General features: G+C 39.1%; 20 protein-coding genes. All 20 read right to left on the reverse strand.

Features of this window, described 5'->3' with window-relative positions; translation table 11 throughout:
* Positions 1-173: 173 nt before the first annotated feature.
* A complete protein-coding gene (locus VEIS1202513_RS07350; protein WP_119206348.1) occupies positions 174-1061 on the reverse strand; it encodes a prephenate dehydrogenase in 888 nt (295 codons plus the stop codon).
* Between the two features lie 101 nt (positions 1062-1162).
* Entirely contained in the window at positions 1163-2509 is a 1347-nt protein-coding gene (locus VEIS1202513_RS07355; protein ID WP_213467202.1) for an MATE family efflux transporter, read from the reverse strand.
* A 72-nt stretch (positions 2510-2581) separates the two neighbouring features.
* Positions 2582-3301 (reverse strand): LemA family protein, encoded by a 720-nt coding sequence (locus VEIS1202513_RS07360; RefSeq protein ID WP_024064444.1) that lies wholly within the window; start codon positions 3299-3301, stop codon positions 2582-2584.
* Entirely contained in the window at positions 3294-5144 is a 1851-nt protein-coding gene (locus VEIS1202513_RS07365; RefSeq protein WP_244856228.1) for an MAG1210 family protein, read from the reverse strand. The genes VEIS1202513_RS07360 and VEIS1202513_RS07365 overlap by 8 nt, the downstream gene beginning before the upstream one ends.
* A gap of 320 nt (positions 5145-5464) precedes the next feature.
* Positions 5465-6337, reverse strand: coding sequence for a 2-oxoacid:ferredoxin oxidoreductase subunit beta (locus tag VEIS1202513_RS07370; protein ID WP_105084915.1), 873 nt, complete (start codon positions 6335-6337; stop codon positions 5465-5467).
* 1 nt (position 6338) lies between these two features.
* Positions 6339-8090 carry a 2-oxoacid:acceptor oxidoreductase subunit alpha gene (locus VEIS1202513_RS07375; protein ID WP_213467203.1) on the reverse strand — a complete coding sequence of 584 codons (1752 nt, stop codon included), beginning with the start codon at positions 8088-8090 and terminating at the stop codon, positions 6339-6341.
* Positions 8091-8360: 270 nt separating this feature from the next.
* On the reverse strand, positions 8361-9146 hold the full coding sequence (gene truA, locus VEIS1202513_RS07380) for a tRNA pseudouridine(38-40) synthase TruA (protein WP_213467204.1): 786 nt from the start codon (positions 9144-9146) through the stop codon (positions 8361-8363).
* Complete coding sequence (locus tag VEIS1202513_RS07385; protein ID WP_105084918.1) at positions 9143-9946, reverse strand: energy-coupling factor transporter transmembrane component T family protein; 804 nt, start codon at positions 9944-9946, stop codon at positions 9143-9145. Before VEIS1202513_RS07385 ends, truA begins: the two co-directional genes overlap by 4 nt.
* Positions 9936-10796: an energy-coupling factor transporter ATPase gene (locus VEIS1202513_RS07390; protein ID WP_213467205.1), complete on the reverse strand. Its 861-nt coding sequence runs from the start codon at positions 10794-10796 to the stop codon at positions 9936-9938. The genes VEIS1202513_RS07385 and VEIS1202513_RS07390 overlap by 11 nt, the downstream gene beginning before the upstream one ends.
* On the reverse strand, positions 10796-11743 hold the full coding sequence (locus VEIS1202513_RS07395; protein WP_213467206.1) for an energy-coupling factor transporter ATPase: 948 nt from the start codon (positions 11741-11743) through the stop codon (positions 10796-10798). Before VEIS1202513_RS07395 ends, VEIS1202513_RS07390 begins: the two co-directional genes overlap by 1 nt.
* Positions 11744-11929: 186 nt before the next feature.
* Entirely contained in the window at positions 11930-12265 is a 336-nt protein-coding gene (gene rplQ / locus VEIS1202513_RS07400) for a 50S ribosomal protein L17 (protein WP_004695155.1), read from the reverse strand.
* Positions 12266-12277: 12 nt separating this feature from the next.
* Positions 12278-13282, reverse strand: coding sequence for a DNA-directed RNA polymerase subunit alpha (locus tag VEIS1202513_RS07405; RefSeq protein WP_105084920.1), 1005 nt, complete (start codon positions 13280-13282; stop codon positions 12278-12280).
* Positions 13283-13353: 71 nt separating this feature from the next.
* Positions 13354-13743, reverse strand: a complete 390-nt coding sequence (gene rpsK / locus VEIS1202513_RS07410) for a 30S ribosomal protein S11 (RefSeq protein ID WP_004695151.1) — start codon at positions 13741-13743, stop codon at positions 13354-13356.
* A 19-nt stretch (positions 13744-13762) separates the two neighbouring features.
* Entirely contained in the window at positions 13763-14131 is a 369-nt protein-coding gene (gene rpsM, locus VEIS1202513_RS07415) for a 30S ribosomal protein S13 (RefSeq protein ID WP_004695149.1), read from the reverse strand.
* A gap of 23 nt (positions 14132-14154) precedes the next feature.
* Positions 14155-14268, reverse strand: coding sequence for a 50S ribosomal protein L36 (rpmJ, locus tag VEIS1202513_RS07420; RefSeq protein ID WP_004695148.1), 114 nt, complete (start codon positions 14266-14268; stop codon positions 14155-14157).
* Positions 14269-14294: 26 nt separating this feature from the next.
* Positions 14295-14513 carry a translation initiation factor IF-1 gene (gene infA, locus VEIS1202513_RS07425; RefSeq protein ID WP_004695147.1) on the reverse strand — a complete coding sequence of 73 codons (219 nt, stop codon included), beginning with the start codon at positions 14511-14513 and terminating at the stop codon, positions 14295-14297.
* 23 nt (positions 14514-14536) lie between these two features.
* Positions 14537-15307 carry a type I methionyl aminopeptidase gene (map, locus tag VEIS1202513_RS07430; protein ID WP_213467207.1) on the reverse strand — a complete coding sequence of 257 codons (771 nt, stop codon included), beginning with the start codon at positions 15305-15307 and terminating at the stop codon, positions 14537-14539.
* A gap of 3 nt (positions 15308-15310) precedes the next feature.
* Positions 15311-15874, reverse strand: coding sequence for an adenylate kinase (locus VEIS1202513_RS07435; protein ID WP_005385513.1), 564 nt, complete (start codon positions 15872-15874; stop codon positions 15311-15313).
* 12 nt (positions 15875-15886) lie between these two features.
* Positions 15887-17149, reverse strand: a complete 1263-nt coding sequence (secY, locus tag VEIS1202513_RS07440) for a preprotein translocase subunit SecY (RefSeq protein ID WP_060923781.1) — start codon at positions 17147-17149, stop codon at positions 15887-15889.
* Between the two features lies 1 nt (position 17150).
* A complete protein-coding gene (gene rplO / locus VEIS1202513_RS07445; protein ID WP_213467208.1) occupies positions 17151-17594 on the reverse strand; it encodes a 50S ribosomal protein L15 in 444 nt (147 codons plus the stop codon).
* Positions 17595-17604: the final 10 nt, after the last annotated feature.

Consider the following 17604-nt stretch of genomic DNA (forward strand, 5'->3'; position numbering starts at 1 on the left):
ATAATATGTTAAACGTATATTCTTTACGAACTCTAGTATATACATTATACTGCATAAACCACGTTGCTTCAGCTACATAAATATACATCAAGCTCAAATGAATGTTAATTATTCATTATTAGTACTCTATGAGTGCTAACCAATGTATAGCCTTAGCTAATAATTATTTATCATTAGCTATTCTTTATTTGTCCTGTTAAATATGGTAATTTACCGCGGATTTCTCTTCCTCGTTCAAGATAGGATTCTAAAGCTTGACCTTCATCTTCTTGTGAAAGTATCTCTTTTACCCGTTTGATTTCGGATTCGATTTGTGAAAGACCTTCAATTACATTGTGTCTATTACCGTAAATGATTTCACGCCACATAGATGGTAACCCACCGGCAACACGTGTACAATCTCTAAAGCCCCCTGCAGATAATTTCATGCGCAACTCGCCTAGTTCATCACCACCGGAAACTTGAGTTAAAATGGATGCCAATAAATGTGGCATATGACTCACCATAGCTAAATACGCATCGTGAGCATAGATATCGACGAATTCAATACGTGATCCTACAGCGCGTCCCATTTCAGCTAGTTCTTGAGCAACCTCTTCACTATATACATCAGAGGCCTTATCCTCTAGTACAATCCAACCCATACCTTTAAATAGGTTTTTATGAGATACTTCGTAGCCACCCTTTTCAGAGCCAGCCATAGGATGAACAGACACAAAAATTGTCCCTTTCGGAATAGAATCATATACAGCTCGTACAAAGTTTTCCTTTGCACTAGATACATCAGTCACCACTTGTCCTGGTCTAAAAAGATATGCCATTTCTGTAAATAGTCTTGCATTTGTATCTGGAGGCAATGAAAATACAACAATATCTGAATTTTCAATCAATAGTTCTACCTCAGTCCAAGCAGCTTTTACCACCCCATCCTGAATGGCCGCATCACAAACCTCTTGGCGACGAGCATACCCTACCACCTCATAATCGGTATAGGCCTTTAAAGCCTTCGCCAACGAACCACCTAATAGACCTAAGCCAATAATGCCTACTGTCTTACTCATATAAACCTACTTTCACAAATAATTAGCCTTACACTCTCTAATGTAAGGCTAACTATATCTACAAACTACTAAAAGTATATTGAAATCGTGTAAATATAAGACTATGCCTCTATGAGGCGTCTATTTTTCCACTTCCCACTATACCAGCGATATACAAATAATAAACCTCGTAAAATTTCATCTACCGCCATGGCAATCCAAATGCCTACGAGCCCCCATTCCCAGTAAATTCCAAATAGATAGGACAATGGTACAGCACATAACCACATGCCAAAAATGCCTACGAGCATCGGCGTCCGAATATCCCCTGCTGCTTGTAAGCAGCCAACCATAACAATATTAACGGCACGACCTAACTCAAGAAAAATCTCAATCAGTAATACATTATGTGCTAACGATAGGATTTCTGGATCCGTAGTAAATATGGATAGTACAATATCACTGGTAATATAAAAGAACGTAGCCAGTCCTACACTAATGGCAATGGCTAACAACATAGAATGCCATACGCGATTTGTCACCTCAGCTTGTCGTTTAGCCCCCATCAGGTAACCCACAATAACTTGAGATGCATTTGCTAATGCTATGGTATATACATAGCAAAGCATGGCAACAACTGATACATACACCTTTGTATTAATAACAGCTAGCCCTAGGATATTGACCATTTTCATAATCGTTGTCTGAGATAACTGATAACTTAAGGTTTCACCACCAGAGGGAACACTGATATTCAGTAAAGACTTAACCGTATGCCACGGGAATGGTTTTAAAAATTTGAAGCTCACCTCTAAAGTAAGCAACTTCTTAAAGGTATAGCCAATAATTACGAGGCCTACCACCTTAGATAACCAGGTAGAAATTGATACCCCTAGTACACCAAGGCTTGGTATGGGACCATGACCAAATATTAATACATAGTTAGTTGTGATATGGATAACATTCATAACTAACGCGATATACATAGTAACACGCGTTAATGAATGGCCTCTAAATACGGCAACCAGCGCATAATACATAGCCTGAATCGGTAATCCAGCGGCCACAATGGTCGTATATATCGACGTATCACTCATCGTTTCGGGAGGTATACCTAGCCATGTAAAAATCCATTCATGACAGGTGATAAAGAATACGGCCGCAACAGATGAAAACAAAAAGTTCAACATCAAACTGACCGTACATACCTCAGATAGCTTAGACTGATTTCGAGCCCCTAAATACTGGGCAATCAAAATCGTCGTAGCTGTACTCATAACAATAATGAGCATAATAAATATATTTAAAATTTGATTGGCATTAGCCACAGCTGCTACCGCTTGAGGAGAGTAATGGCTCATCATCACTTGGTCTATATTACCTACTAACAGCTGTAGGAATACTTCAATAAATATAGGCCAGCTCAATGTCCAGATAGACAAGCTAATCCCTTTTTCATAAGACTTCATAGTATCCCCTTATATACTAATGTCAGATTTTATAGTATGCCCTTTATATACTAACGTCCAATTGCCTATCCCTTAAAAGAAAACGCCTTTAGCTTTTTCTTTAGTTTCTTGATCTGCAATAAATGGAATTCTAGTAGTTCTACCTTCTTTTGCAGCTACAATCTTTTTAAATGGGAATTCAAAGATTTCTCTATTCCAAGTATTTACAGCATCATTATACAACGTTCTAGCTGCAGTAATTTCTTTTTGTAAGTAAGAATTTTGTTGCATTGCATCACGAATTGTATCTTGGCTTTGTAATTCAGGATAATTTTCTATAGCTACGTTGAGGGCTCTTGTAGCCTTGTTAAGTTGTGCATTCACATCACTTCTAGATTCTTCAGAAAAATTACCACTTCTATACTTAGCAATGTCTACAAGGATATCCTTATCAACTTCAATAGATTTTTCCACAAGTTTAGCCGCATTAGAAAGAATCACAACACGTTGCTCCATATAGTTATCAATTTCAGATGCAGCATTTTGAATTCTTTGTTCCATCATATTAAACTCTGAGCTAATTTGTTTTAATCGCCACCATGGATAAATCAATACAATGGCGCCAATAATAGATACTAAATACTTGTCTATAACTATGCCTAAAACGATACCGATAACACCAACTGCCATAAGGATCGTTGGAAGAAGTTTTTCAAAGCCACTAGTTTCAACAGGGATTACCTTAGCAATAACATGCACATCTCTGCCTTCAGACATAATTTCCGGATTCATTTCGTCGAGTTGGTTAGCCATTTTGGGTACCTCCAAATTCTTTGTAAATAGTATTTAATAAATCGTCGAGAGACTGATTTTGTCGATATAGTTTACCTGCCATAAAGTGATCGTATGCAAAAGACCTATCTCTATTATTTTCAGATTTTTGATACTGATCTAGACCTTTAATATGATTAAAATCCTCTCCAGCAGATTTAATTTCTGAAACCTCTATCAATTCGTATTTTGTAACAGGAACATACTCGTCCCAGCGGACTGGAACATAATAGGTTCTACCATTACCAGCTCGTACAGGTACTTGATCTACGTGTTCGATGGTCCTATAAGAATAGGCATCTACCTTAATTACCTCAGAGTCACCTTCATTTTTATGGTGGCTAGTCTTAAGAATTGTTTTTACATTATTCCGCTGAGCCGCATCAGGAGGAACAAATAAATTAAGTCCCATTTTATTTGCTAGCATTTCTGTAATGTAATCATTATATTTGAAATTATAAGACTTGCCATAAATATAATCATTAGAAGCCATTTGTTGATACACAGGAATCGCTAAAATTGGTAGGAATGAGAAATACATGTGATCAAAGTAACTGCAGTTGTAATTAATGAACTTCTCTTTAATCTTTTGGAATGAAAAATCATAATACTGAGATGGTGATGTATCAAAGTCCCAATTTTGAGAATTGTCAGCTTTAATCTCATTAATTTTACACTCTTTATTAAATATAAAGTCATCTCCATATGGAGAGTTTTCAAAAATATCCTTATAGTTGTTTTGTGCTAATGGCGTAAATAGTACGCGGAACTCAACCTCATTGTTGCGATCTAATGCATTAAATTGTGCATCAAACTCTTCATTGGCCAGAGCTTGGAAGCCTCCACCATTCTCCAATGAATCCTGACCCTTCTGTCTAAGACTAGCAATGCCTTTGGCTATCCGACTCTTGGCACCACCAAAATTGAAGAATCCTTTTTCAGGTGGTTTTCTATGGAATGTTAAGTTAGGTGCTGCATGATTACCATACACTAAAGATACTCTATTCGCATAATAAGGACCTGGTTGTCTTATAACGGCCCGTAATGTTTCGTTAACATCACGAGTTTTTAGATTCCCATTAGAATCGACATATTCCTCTGTATAGGTAACATCTAAGGTTCCCTCATAGGTATAATCATCCATCCAGTGGATTATGCGCTTCAGAAAAACAAAGGGGTTTCCTAAAATATCACCAGAAGCAATATCTAAGGTGGAATGATTTACACTACCTTTTTCCAAGAATCCATAATCTTTAACGAGCTGTTCGTACCGTTCAATATTAAAGTTAGAATCCATATGAATAAAGGGAATCGCCTTTTTTAAGAGTTCACTAGTCATTTCACTATGAAAAAGATTATTCAAAGGTGCCATCATCTCATAACCTTCTTGGCGCATTTTAGCTAATGTAGCATCTAGATCATTAAGCTTTTCCTCAAGACTCTTACTATTAGGCTTAATCCAATATAGGTAAAGCCCTACACATAGAACTAATATAAGTATAGAAACAATAACCGCTACAATATCAATATGGTCTTGTGAAAACTGATAAATACCATAAATAATGGCACCTATACCAATAACAATATCAACCTTTTTGATAAGGCCAAATCGTTTATAGGATGTATTCGATTGGTCCCGATTTTCTGATACAGCAGTATACTTATCTATTAATACTTTATTGTTATCTATATCTACCTTTGATTGATCTACTAATTGTTGAAAGTATTCTTCGGTTACTTGTTGGAAGGCGTCTTTTAACTCTTCCCGATAATACTTAAGTGGCTCTAGTAATGATTCATTATATTCATTCGACACGTTACTCATTCCCTCTCCTTAATGAATCGCATAGTAAGTAATACATCTATACGTTTCCATTATGCCTCATATTCTGAAATAATAGCCTCTTATACTTATAAGCGTTCAATTTTTACTTAATTATAAATATCCTAAATTATAAATTAGTATATCAATTAAGAAAACCTCCGTAAAGTAATAATACGATTCATACCACTATAAAATAACCGTATCATTCAGAACACTCTAAAGTAATCATACTATTCATAATGTCATAATGTAAAAACCCCTCTTTACCAGACATTCAGTAAAGAGGGGTTCAGATTATACATGATTCAATTTAGATAAGATTATTTAAATTGATTGCAAAGGCTATCGAATAGCGCTTGATCTGGTTTTACAACATCTTCAGTTAATGGACGAGGATGTGGACCACCATTTGCTGCTGCCAGAGCTTTTTCGAAGGAAGGTTTAGTAGTATCTTGATAGATAACACCTGTTACCAAGCCATCAGTTTCACCCAATGTTTTAAGTGCTGCTGCACGATCTGTTGGGTCATAACCTTCTGGCAATTCTACCAAATGTTCTTTGAACCAGTCATAGCTGTTGTGTTTATTGTATGTAACACATGGGCTGAAAACGTTGATGAAGGAGAAACCTTCATGATCCATTGCTTTTTGAATCAACTCTACAAGTTGTGCACGATTAATCATGTAACCTTGTGCTACGAATGTAGCACCTGCAGCAATTGCAGTTTCACAAACAGACAATGGAGATTCGAATGCCCCACGAGGTGTTGTTTTTGTAACAAAACCGATATCGGAACGAGGGGATGCTTGACCTTTAGTCAAACCATATACATGGTTATCCATTACGACGTATGTCATATTTACATTACGTTTGAAAGCATGAATAGTATGACCCATACCGATAGCGAACGCATCACCATCACCAGAGCAAGCGATAACTTCTAAGTCTTGGTTAGCAAGTTTAACGCCTTGTGCGTAAGGAAGCGCACGACCATGAGTTGTATGAGCACCATATGCGTAGAAATAACCACCGATACGGCTAGAGCAACCGATACCGGAAATTACTGCTAATTTTTCTGGTGGAATATTTTTCGCTACTACAGCGTCAGTAATCGCTGCTTGAACCCCATAATGGCCACAGCCTGGACACCAGTTAGGACGAATATCGTTTCTGTAATCTTTAGCTGTTGTCATATTATAGGACCTCCTTAATCGCATTTTTCACATAACTTTTTGTGAATGGATTACCATCGTATTTCAAGCAGCTGGAAATTTTAGATTTCTTATGCATGTTGATTTTAAATAAGTTAGTCAATTGACCTGTTGCATTGTGCTCAACGATAACCACTTTTTTCGCAGCATCCATGAATGGTTGTAATTGTTTTGCTGGGAATGGTTTAATCAAGCGCAATTGCAAGTGGTTAACTTTAACACCTTCTTGATCGAATTCAGCAACAGCTTCTTCGATAGCGCCACGGCTAGAAGCCATACCTACAACAAGTACATCTGCTTCGTCGTATTTAGCGTTATTCAAGAATGGTTCGTAGTTATCAGCTACAGTTTCCAATTTGCGGAAACGTTTATCAGTTTGCGCTACGTGCATTGTAGGCGCTTCTGCTGGTTTACCTTCTTCATTATGTTCTAAACCAGTGGAAAGGAATAGACCATTTTTCATACCAGGAATTGTACGAGGAGAAATACCATCTTCAGTCAATTCAAAGCGTTTGAAGTAATTAGGTTGTTCCAATGCAGGAAGGTCAGCTTCTTTCATCATTTTACCGCGGTTAATAGGTACACGGTTCAAATCGAAGGAAGGAACGGATTGTTTATTCAAACCTTGTTGTAAATCAGGCATGAAGATAACTGGACATTGGTACATTTCTGCCAAGTTGAAAGCTTTTTGAATTTCATAGAAGCATTCTTCAATAGATGTTGGAGAAATAACGATACCAGAGTAATCGCCATGTGCATTATAGCAAGCCGCATCAATATCGGATTGTTCAACCTTTGTAGCCATACCTGTAGATGGGCCAGAACGTTGAACATCGATAACAACCATTGGTAATTCAGCCATGGAAGCCATGGATAAGGATTCAGCCATCAAGGAAAGACCAGGGCCAGAAGTACATGTGAAGCCACGAACACCTGCGTATACGCCACCCATAGCTGTCATGCATGCTGCGATTTCGTCCTCTGTTTGAACGATAGTAGCACCCAATTTATCCATATTTTTAATCATATATTCCATTACTTCAGATGCTGGAGTAATAGGATAAGATGCCATGAAACGAGAACCCGCAGCAATAGCACCTAAAGCACATGCTTCATTACCTAATAAGAACATTTGATCTTTCTTACCAGGAGCTGGCAATGTATCGATTTCCACATCACCCAATTTTTCCATTACAAGGCCATGACCGTCGTCAAAGGCAGCTAAGTTTTTATCCACGATTTCTTGGGATTTTTTCGCAAATTTAGCAGCAATCGCATCTTTAAACATCTTAGTATCGAAACCAAGAAGTGCAACAGACATACCAAGTGCTACGATATTACGCATCAACAAGGAACCTTGTTTCATTGCAGTTTCAGAGATTGGCAAGGACAAGCAATTAACCTTTGTACCTTCAAATTTAGAGAAGTCAGGATTTACTTTGCTGTCACAGATGATGTAACCGCCCTCACGAACTTCAGAACCATGCATATCAACTGTTTCTTGATCAAGAGAAAGCAAGAAGTCTACGCCTTCACCAATAGACATAACTTGTTCTAATGCAACGCGCAATGCGAATGTAGTATGACCACCTTTGATACGAGATGCAAATAAACGTTGGCTATACAAGGAATAACCTTCTTTAGCGAGGATTGTCGCCATAATTTCGCCACAACTCTCGATACCTTCACCTTGTTGGCCGCCCATTTTCCAGATAAAATCTTTACGTTTTTGCAAGAGATTCACCCTCCTTAGGATAAAAATTACACTGCTGACAAGAGTCTACCTTACTATGTTAATGTTTTATAGTACGAACCTGTCCATATCGTCATTGTATCATGTATATATTGGGTTTACAATGTATCATTTCACATAATAATAGGTATAAATTAAGGCATTATAACTAAAAATTATAAGAAAAAAGGATACTACATGCTAAGTAGTATCCTTTTAGTATTAATAGTTATCGTTTTAAATAAATTCTAGGAGAATGCAGTCTATACAAAATTATATAGAATATTTATTCTGTAACACCTCTTGCTGACGTTCTTCCGTAAAGAATATCTCCTCTAAACATAACCCTTGGGCTGGCGCCGTTTTGCCTATAACACGACGATCTTTAGCAGCCAAATAGCCCTTAATATCCTCCACCTTGCGTCTTCCAAGGCCTACATCGACGAGAAGCCCTGCAATATTGCGAACCATGTGGTATAAGAACCCATCTCCCACTACAGAAATGGTAACATGAGAGCCTTCTGCCTCTACATGAATTCCTATAATTGTTTTTACCGGATCAGCGGGCGTTGAATTCGTCCCCTTTAAGGTTGTAAAGTCATGGGTGCCTAATAATTCATTGCCTGCAGCTTGCATGAGGTCTATATTAAGAGGCTTCTTAACATGCCAATGGTATCGTTTTGTTAAAGGATTTGCAATGAGCTGATTATGAATGGTATATACATATTCCTTACCATATATATTCCATCGAGGCCTCCAATCAAGAGGAATTTCCACGGCTTCAAGAACGACTATATCCTTTGGGATATGCGCAATCATAGCGCGAGGAATATTTTCTACCGGTATAGATCCAGATGTTTGGAATGTACAGACTTGAAACTTCGCATGTACTCCTGCATCCGTACGAGAAGCACCGTAGATTTGAATAGGCTCATTACAGATTTTTGATAAGCCATATTCTAAACAACCTTGTACGGTTAAGCCCTTATCATCAGGCTGTTTTTGATAGCCCGCTAAATCGGTGCCATCATAAGCAACTATAATCCGTATATTCCTCATAGATCAAGCCACCATAAAACGATGAGTACGATGGTAACCAAAATGACAGCTCCTACGCCGATATAATCTACATAGGTAACTTGTAGTTCTTTCATGCGCGTACGGTTTACACCACCTCGATAGCAACGCGCTTCCATAGCAATAGCCAGTTCATCAGCACGTCTAAATGCACTGATGAATAAAGGAACCAATAAAGGTACCATATTTTTTGCCCGTTGAATGATAGACCCTGTTACAAAGTCTGCACCACGAGCAGATTGAGCTTTCATAATACGATCTGTTTCATCCAATAAAGTAGGAATGAAACGCAATGCAATGGTCATCATCATAGCCAATTCATGAGCAGGTACGCCAATACAACGGAATGGGTTTAGCAAATGCTCAATACCATCGGTCAAACGAATTGGTGATGTCGTATAGGTCAATAGGGATGAGAACAAGATTAAAAAGATTAATCGTGCCGCCATTTGTAGACCCATAGCTAAGCCTTGATCTGTAATATTAATAATGCCCCATTGGAAAAGTGAATTACCTGGGGTCGTAAAGATATGAATACCCATAGTAAATACAATAATAATCCAAAGTGGTTTAATAGCTGACCACATCAAGCGTAATGGCAATCTTGATAACAGCATAGCAAAGATGGTAAATGCCCCTACCAAGCCATACGCAAGAGGAGAATTTGCTAGGAAGATAGCTACCACAAAGATAGTTGTAGCAATAATCTTGGCACGAGGATCCATGCGATGCAAGAAGGAGTTTCCTGGGAAGTATTGCCCAATAGTAATGTTATTTAACATGGCTACCTCCTTCTAGAATGGCTTGTACTGCATCATCCACGGATAATACACGATTAGATACATCTAATCCTTGTTCACGCAAATATTCCATGGTTACAGATACTGGTGGTACGTCTACACCAACAGCTTGCAATTCATCACGGTGATGATTAAAGATATCCATCGGTTCTCCATCGAGAACGATACGACCTTTATCGAGTACCACGAGGCGAGATGCCATGCGAGAAATATCCTCCATGTTATGTGATACAAGGATTACAGTAATGCCCTTTTCTTTATGAAGTCGAATGATTTCTTCAAAGATTTCTTCACGACCAAATGGGTCAAGGCCTGCAGATGGCTCATCAAGAACTAGGAAATCTGGATCCATAGCCACTACACCAGCAATGGCAACACGGCGCATTTGTCCACCAGATAGATGGAATGGAGAACGCTCCGCGTAGGTGTCGTAATCAAGACCTACAAATTTCATTGCCTCCCGTACCCGTTCATCTACTTCATCAGCACTGAGGCCTAAGTTTTTAGGGCCAAAGGCAATATCTTCAGCAATAGTTTCTTCAAACAACTGATGTTCTGGATATTGGAACACCATGCCTACCTTATGGCGCATCTTTTTAGCTTCCTCCGTAGAAGCACTAATATCTACGCCATTAACGGTAACCGTTCCTGTTGTAGGGTGTAATAAGCCATTTAAATGTTGTACAAAGGTAGATTTACCAGAGCCGGTATGACCAATGATGCCTAAAAACTCACCGTTTTCAACAGTAAGAGATACACCGTGAAGGGCTGTCTTTTCAAATGGAGTACCTACACCATAGGTATAAGTAATATTATCTAATACAATCGCCATTAGTGTGTGCCCTCCCCTCTTACCACATTTACATCTTTATTGGTAGGAGAACTTATAGTGTTAGCCCCTACATTATGATTATCTAGTAGTTGGTCAGCTAATTTAGAATGTTTAAGACCTACAGCTAATTCTTCATTATTGATGATACTTTTACCGACCTCATAACCTTTTTCATTTAATTTAAAAGCAATTTCAGATGCAACTGGAACATCAAGGCCAAGACCTTTTAAGGTATCTACATGACTGAAGATTTCACGAGGAGTGCCATCATGTAATTTCACACCATTTTTCATAACTACCACACGATCAGCTGTGACAGCTTCCTCCATAAAGTGTGTAATGTACACGATAGTGATACCTTCTTCTTTATTGAGTTTATGAACTGTCTCTAATACCTCACGACGACCTTTTGGATCGAGCATAGCCGTTGGTTCGTCAAGAACGATACAATCAGGTTTCATGGCAAGTACGCCAGCAATAGCAATACGTTGCTTTTGACCACCAGACAACAAATGAGGACCATGCTCTCTATATTCAGTCATATTAACAGCCTCTAATGCTGCATCGACACGTTTTCTAATTTCAGCACTAGGAATTCCAAGATTTTCTGGACCAAAGGCAACATCTTCTTCTACGACAGCTGCCACTATTTGGTTATCCGGATTTTGGAACACCATACCTACATGTTGGCGTATATCCCAAATATGTTCTTCATCACGCGTATCATAGCCACATACATTGATATAACCTTCACTAGGTTGTAATAACACGTTGAAATGCTTGGCTAGTGTACTTTTACCACTACCATTAGTACCGATAATACAAACAAACTCACCACGCTTGATGGATAAACTCACATCATTTAGTGCATGTACATCATTGCCATTTTCATCAGTATAAATATGACTCATATGATTGACCTCAATCATAATGTCCTTTTCATTCATGGATAACCTCATATCTTTCTAGTCAATTTCGTTTCTATGAAAGTAAACCCCTTTACGGTTAACAATACATATTCAATATTACGATAACTGCTAACATATTACGATATTATACTAATCGATTGTACCATAAAATTGACAATAAAAAAACGGTGCTGCAACATAAGTTACAACACCGTATGAGTTTGATTAAACTAACTCGATAATAGCCAAAGGTGCAGCGTCACCTTTGCGAAGACCAGTTTTGATTACACGAGTGTAACCACCTTGACGGTCTGCATATTTTGGAGCAATTGTATCAAACAATTTTTTTACTACGCTTTCATCCATGAGGTATGCAAGAACTTGGCGACGTGCATGAAGATCACCACGTTTAGCCAAAGTTACCATTTGATCAGCTAAAGAGCGAAGTTCTTTCGCTTTAGCTTCTGTAGTTTCAATACGCTCATATTGGAAGAAAGATGTTAACATGCTACGGAACAACGCTTTACGAGCGGAGCTGTCGCGGCCTAATTTTCTGTACATTCGTCTTCCTCCTTATTCGCCTTTTTGTTTAAGGTGAAAACCACCTGGATGATTGTTGAGTTTTTCCTCAATTTCATCGATGGATTTTTTACCTAAATTGCGAACTTTTCCTAAGTCATCAATGGTTTTGTCTAGCAAATCTGCAATTGTATTAATGCCAGCACGTTTCAAGCAGTTATACGCACGAACAGAGAGTTCCAACTCATCGATGGAAATCTTTGCTGGGCCGTCATCTACAGCCGGTTCTTCATTATCGGAACCTACTGGATCAACAACGATACCGCCTTCACCTGTGTTTACATCTACAACATCTGCAGAGTGCGCTAATTTAGTGAAGTTCCCTAAATAACCAATCATAATGGCAGCAGATTTTGCTACTGCATCAGCAGCAGTAATGGAACCATCAGTCCAAACTTCTAATGTAAGTTTGTCAAAGTCCATTTCATTGCCTACACGAACATCACTCACTTCGTATTTGGCACGAAGAATTGGAGAGAAGATGGAATCGATTGGAATACAACCGATTACATCTGTATCTTTTTTATTCTTCGTGGAAGGAACGTAACCTTTGCCACGTTCGATTACTACGTCCATTACGAGATGAGCTGTCTCATCCATTGTCGCAATCACTAGTTCAGGATTCAATACTTCTACTTCTGGTGGGAATTGCTCAGCTAAGTCAGCAGCTGTCAATACGCCGTCCTTTTGGAAGTCAAAATGAACTTCCAAAGGTAATTGAACATCTTCTTCAACTTTAATGCACAATTGCTTTAAGTTAAGGATGATATCCGTAACGTCTTCGCGAATACCAGGAATAGTAGAGAACTCATGAAGAACTCCATCAATTTTGATAGAGGTGATAGCTGCCCCATCCAAGGATGAAAGCAAAATTCTGCGTAAGCTATTACCGAGAGTGATACCATAGCCACGGTCTAATGGTTCACATACAAACTTACCATAGCGACCGCCTTCGGCGATGTCCACTTTCTCGATTTTAAGTTTCTTTTCTTCGCTCATCAGGAACATCCTCCTATACAACACACGTTCATAGTTTAATTATAGCACCGTATCAAATCGGCCGCTATAAATTATACACGACGGCGTTTTGGAGGGCGACAACCATTGTGAGGAATTGGAGTTACGTCTTTAATGGAAGTAACTTCAAGACCTGCAGCTTGTAAAGCACGGATTGCAGCTTCACGGCCGGATCCAGGACCTTTTACGAATACTTCAACAGTGCGAAGACCATGTTCCATTGCAGCTTTAGCAGCTTGTTCAGCAGCCATTTGAGCAGCGAATGGAGTGGATTTACGGGAACCACGGAAGCCCAAGCCACCAGCGGAAGCCCAAGACAACGCATTACCGTTTGTATCTGTCAAAGTTACGATAGTGTTATTGAATGTAGAACGAATATGAGCCGCACCGGATTCAATATGTTTCTTTTCTTTTCTTTTAGTTCTAACAACTTTTTTAGCCACGCTTTATCCCTCCTTTATCTTATTTCTTTTTACCAGCAATTGCTTTTCTAGGACCTTTGCGAGTACGTGCATTCGTTTTAGTACGTTGACCACGAAGTGGTAAACCCATACGATGACGTTTGCCTCGATAGGAGTTGATTTCAATTAAGCGTTTAATGTTAAGAGCTTCTTCACGACGAAGGTCACCTTCAACTTTGTAATCAGCATCTAACAATTCACGGATTTTCGCTACTTCATCTTCAGAAAGATCACGAACACGTGTGTCAGGATTGATGCCAGTTTTAGCAATGATTTCAGATGCTAAAGTTGGACCAATACCATAAATATAAGTTAAACCAATTTCCACTCGTTTATCACGAGGTAAATCTACACCGGCGATACGTGCCATCTAATCATCCACCTCCTATCAGATTATCCTTGTTTTTGTTTATGTTTTGGATTTTCGCAAATAACCATTACACGGCCTTTGCGTTTAATGATTTTACATTTTTCGCATATCTTTTTAACTGATGGTTGAACCTTCATTAGTACCTCCTTTGTGGACCCTATGCTTATTTAAAGCGATAGGTGATGCGACCACGATTTAAGTCATACGGTGTCAGTTCCATAGTAACTTTATCACCAGGAAGAATACGGATAAAATTCATACGCATTTTACCTGACACATGAGCCAATACGATATGACCATTTTCCAATTCAACTTGGAACATGGCATTCGGTAAAGCCTCAACTACCGTACCTTCCACCTCAATAACGTCTTCTTTTGACATATCTTTTCCTCCGGTTACCTGTTTTATTTAATTAACCGCGGTTCATCACGCATGGTTAATATTTCAGGGCCGTTTTCTGTAACAACCACTGTATGTTCGAAATGAGCAGCAGCTTTACCATCTATGGTAACTGCTGTCCAGTCATCCCCTAATACACGAACACGATGCGTACCTAGAGTAATCATCGGTTCGATACACAATACCATACCAGGTTTCATAAGAGGTCCTTGATCAGGACTACCATAGTTTGGTATTTGCGGATCTTCATGCATTTCGCGGCCTAAACCATGACCTACGAAGTCGCGAACGACACCGTAACCATGTTTCTCACAATACGTTTGAACAGCATGACCGATAGCACCGATACGGTTGCCAACTTTCACTTGTTCAATTCCCTTGAACAGACTTTCTTCTGTCACTTTTAACAATTTCATCACATCAGGTTTGACGTGACCGATAGGAATCGTCACAGCCGAATCGCCGTGATATCCATCAATAGATGATACAAGATCAATACTGAGGACATCACCGTTTTTAAGCTTACGCTTAGCGCTCGGAATACCATGAACAACTTCATCATTGATAGAAGCACAGATTGTAGCAGGGAATCCATAGTACCCTTTACAACTTGGTATACCACCGTGGCTGCGAATATATTCTTCGGCAATTGTATCTAACTCAAGCGTCGTGATGCCAGGTTTAGCCTTTTCTACTAACAAGGACAACGTGTCTGCTGTAAGCTTACTTGCCTTGCGGATACATTCAATTTCATGGGGCGATTTCAAAATAATCATGGATTATTTCTCCAAAGCCTTAATGATGTCAGCAAATACTGCGTCTACATCTTGTAAACCATTAATTTCTTCATATAAACCGCTATTGCGATAGTAGTCAATTAAAGGTTTAGTAGATTCTTCGTACACAGCTAGACGTTTCTGTACTGTTTCAGGGTTATCATCAGCACGATTTTCTAGAACAGCTCGTTCGCTAATACGTTTAACTAATTCCTCGGAAGGAACGTTTAAGTTAAGTACAGCGTCCAAAGAAATTCCTAATTCTTTAAGGATTGCATCCAAGGATACAGCTTGCGCTGTAGTTCTTGGGAATCCATCAAGAATAAATCCAGATTTGCAGTCATCTTTCACCAAGCGATCACGTACGATACCAACAGTTACACTGTCTGGTACCAATTGACCAGCATCGATGTATTTCTTAGCCTCAACTCCAAGAGGTGTTTCGTTCTTAATCGCAGCGCGGAACATATCACCTGTTGAAATTTGGGGAATACCGTATTTTTCAATAAGTCGAGCTGCCTGAGTGCCTTTACCAGCACCAGGAGGTCCCATTAATAGAATATACATATTGTTTCCCTCCTATTTCACAAAGCCTTTATAGTGGCGTGTTACCATGAGCGACTCAATTTGTTGCATTGTATCAAGCGCTACACCTACAACGATGAGGAGAGCCGTACCACCAAAGTATACGCCTTGGACGCCGGTAATGCTACCGAGGAAATTCGGTATAATAGCAACGACAGCTAAGAATACAGCGCCAGCCAAAGTGATCTTGGTCATCACGTTATCCACATAATCAGCAGTTGGTTTACCCGCACGAATACCTGGGATAAAACCACCGTATTTTTTCATATTATCTGCCATATCTGTAATGTTGATAGAGATTGCAGTATAGAAATACGTAAAGATAAAAATCAATAATGCATACAATGCCGTTTGTAACGGCGTACCCCATGTAAATAGATCCGCAGCTTTATGAACATATTCATTGTCAATAAATTGCGCAATCGTCACAGGGAACATCAATACAGATGACGCAAAGATAATTGGGATTACACCTGCCTGATTAACTTTCAACGGCAAGAATGTAGAGTGACCACCGTACATTTTACGACCTACTACGCGTTTAGCATATTGAATCGGAATGCGACGTTGGCCTTGTGTAACTGCAACTACGACAGCAATCATCGCAAGAGCAATTACAGCAAATAAGAATGCTTGGAACATATTGATTGTTCCGTTTTGGATATATTGATAAATAGTTTCTAAACCATCAGGTAATCGAGCTACGATACCAGCAAAGATGATCAAGGAAATACCATTACCTATACCATATGCTGTGATTTGTTCACCAATCCACATCAACAAGCATGTGCCTGCTGTTAGAATGATGGCCACAACGAATACACTAAGGAAATCATTATTTACCAAAGCGTTGTTTGCTCTAAGAGCAAATGCCATGCCTGCGGCTTGTACAAAGCCGAGGACTACGGTGCCATAACGAGTTACCTTCGCTATTTTCTTACGCCCGTCTTCACCATCTTTACTCCATGCTTCAAACTGAGGAACTACAGACTGAAGCAGTTGCATGATGATGGAAGCATTGATGTAAGGTGTAATACTCATCGCAAAGATAGAGAACTTACTAAGCGCACCACCAGCAAACAAGTCTAATAGACCGAATAGGTTACCAGATGTAAACAAGGATTCGATAACAGATGCATCAACACCTGGAACAGGAATGTGAATACCAGCTCTAAAGATGGCAAACATCATTAATGTGTAAAGAATCTTATTACGTAGTTCGGTAATCTTAAAGATGTTCGAGAGGCTATCTAGCACCCTAGATCACCTCTACTTTTCCGCCTGCTGCTGTAATTTTTTCTTCAGCAGATTTAGTGAAGCCATTAGCGATAACAGTTAAGTTTTTAGTTTCCAATGTACCGTTACCTAAAATACGAATGCCATCGCGTACATTTTTCAAAATGCCAGCTTCAATAAGAGCTACTGGATCAACTGTTGCACCGTCTTCAAAACGGTTCAATTGTTCTACGTTAACTTCAGCATATTGTTTAGCAAAAACGTTGTTGAAACCACGTTTTGGTAAACGACGATAAAGAGGCATTTGGCCGCCTTCAAAACCGGAGCGAACGCCACCGCCAGAACGGGAGTTTTGACCTTTTTGACCACGACCAGATGTTTTACCCAAGCCAGAACCTAAACCACGGCCTACACGAGTACGAGCTTTTTGGGAACCAGCAGCTGGTTGTAATTCATGAAGTTTCATTCAGTGCACC

The sequence above is a fragment of the Veillonella orientalis genome, assembly GCF_018406505.1.
In the GTDB taxonomy this organism is placed as follows: domain Bacteria; phylum Bacillota; class Negativicutes; order Veillonellales; family Veillonellaceae; genus Veillonella; species Veillonella nakazawae.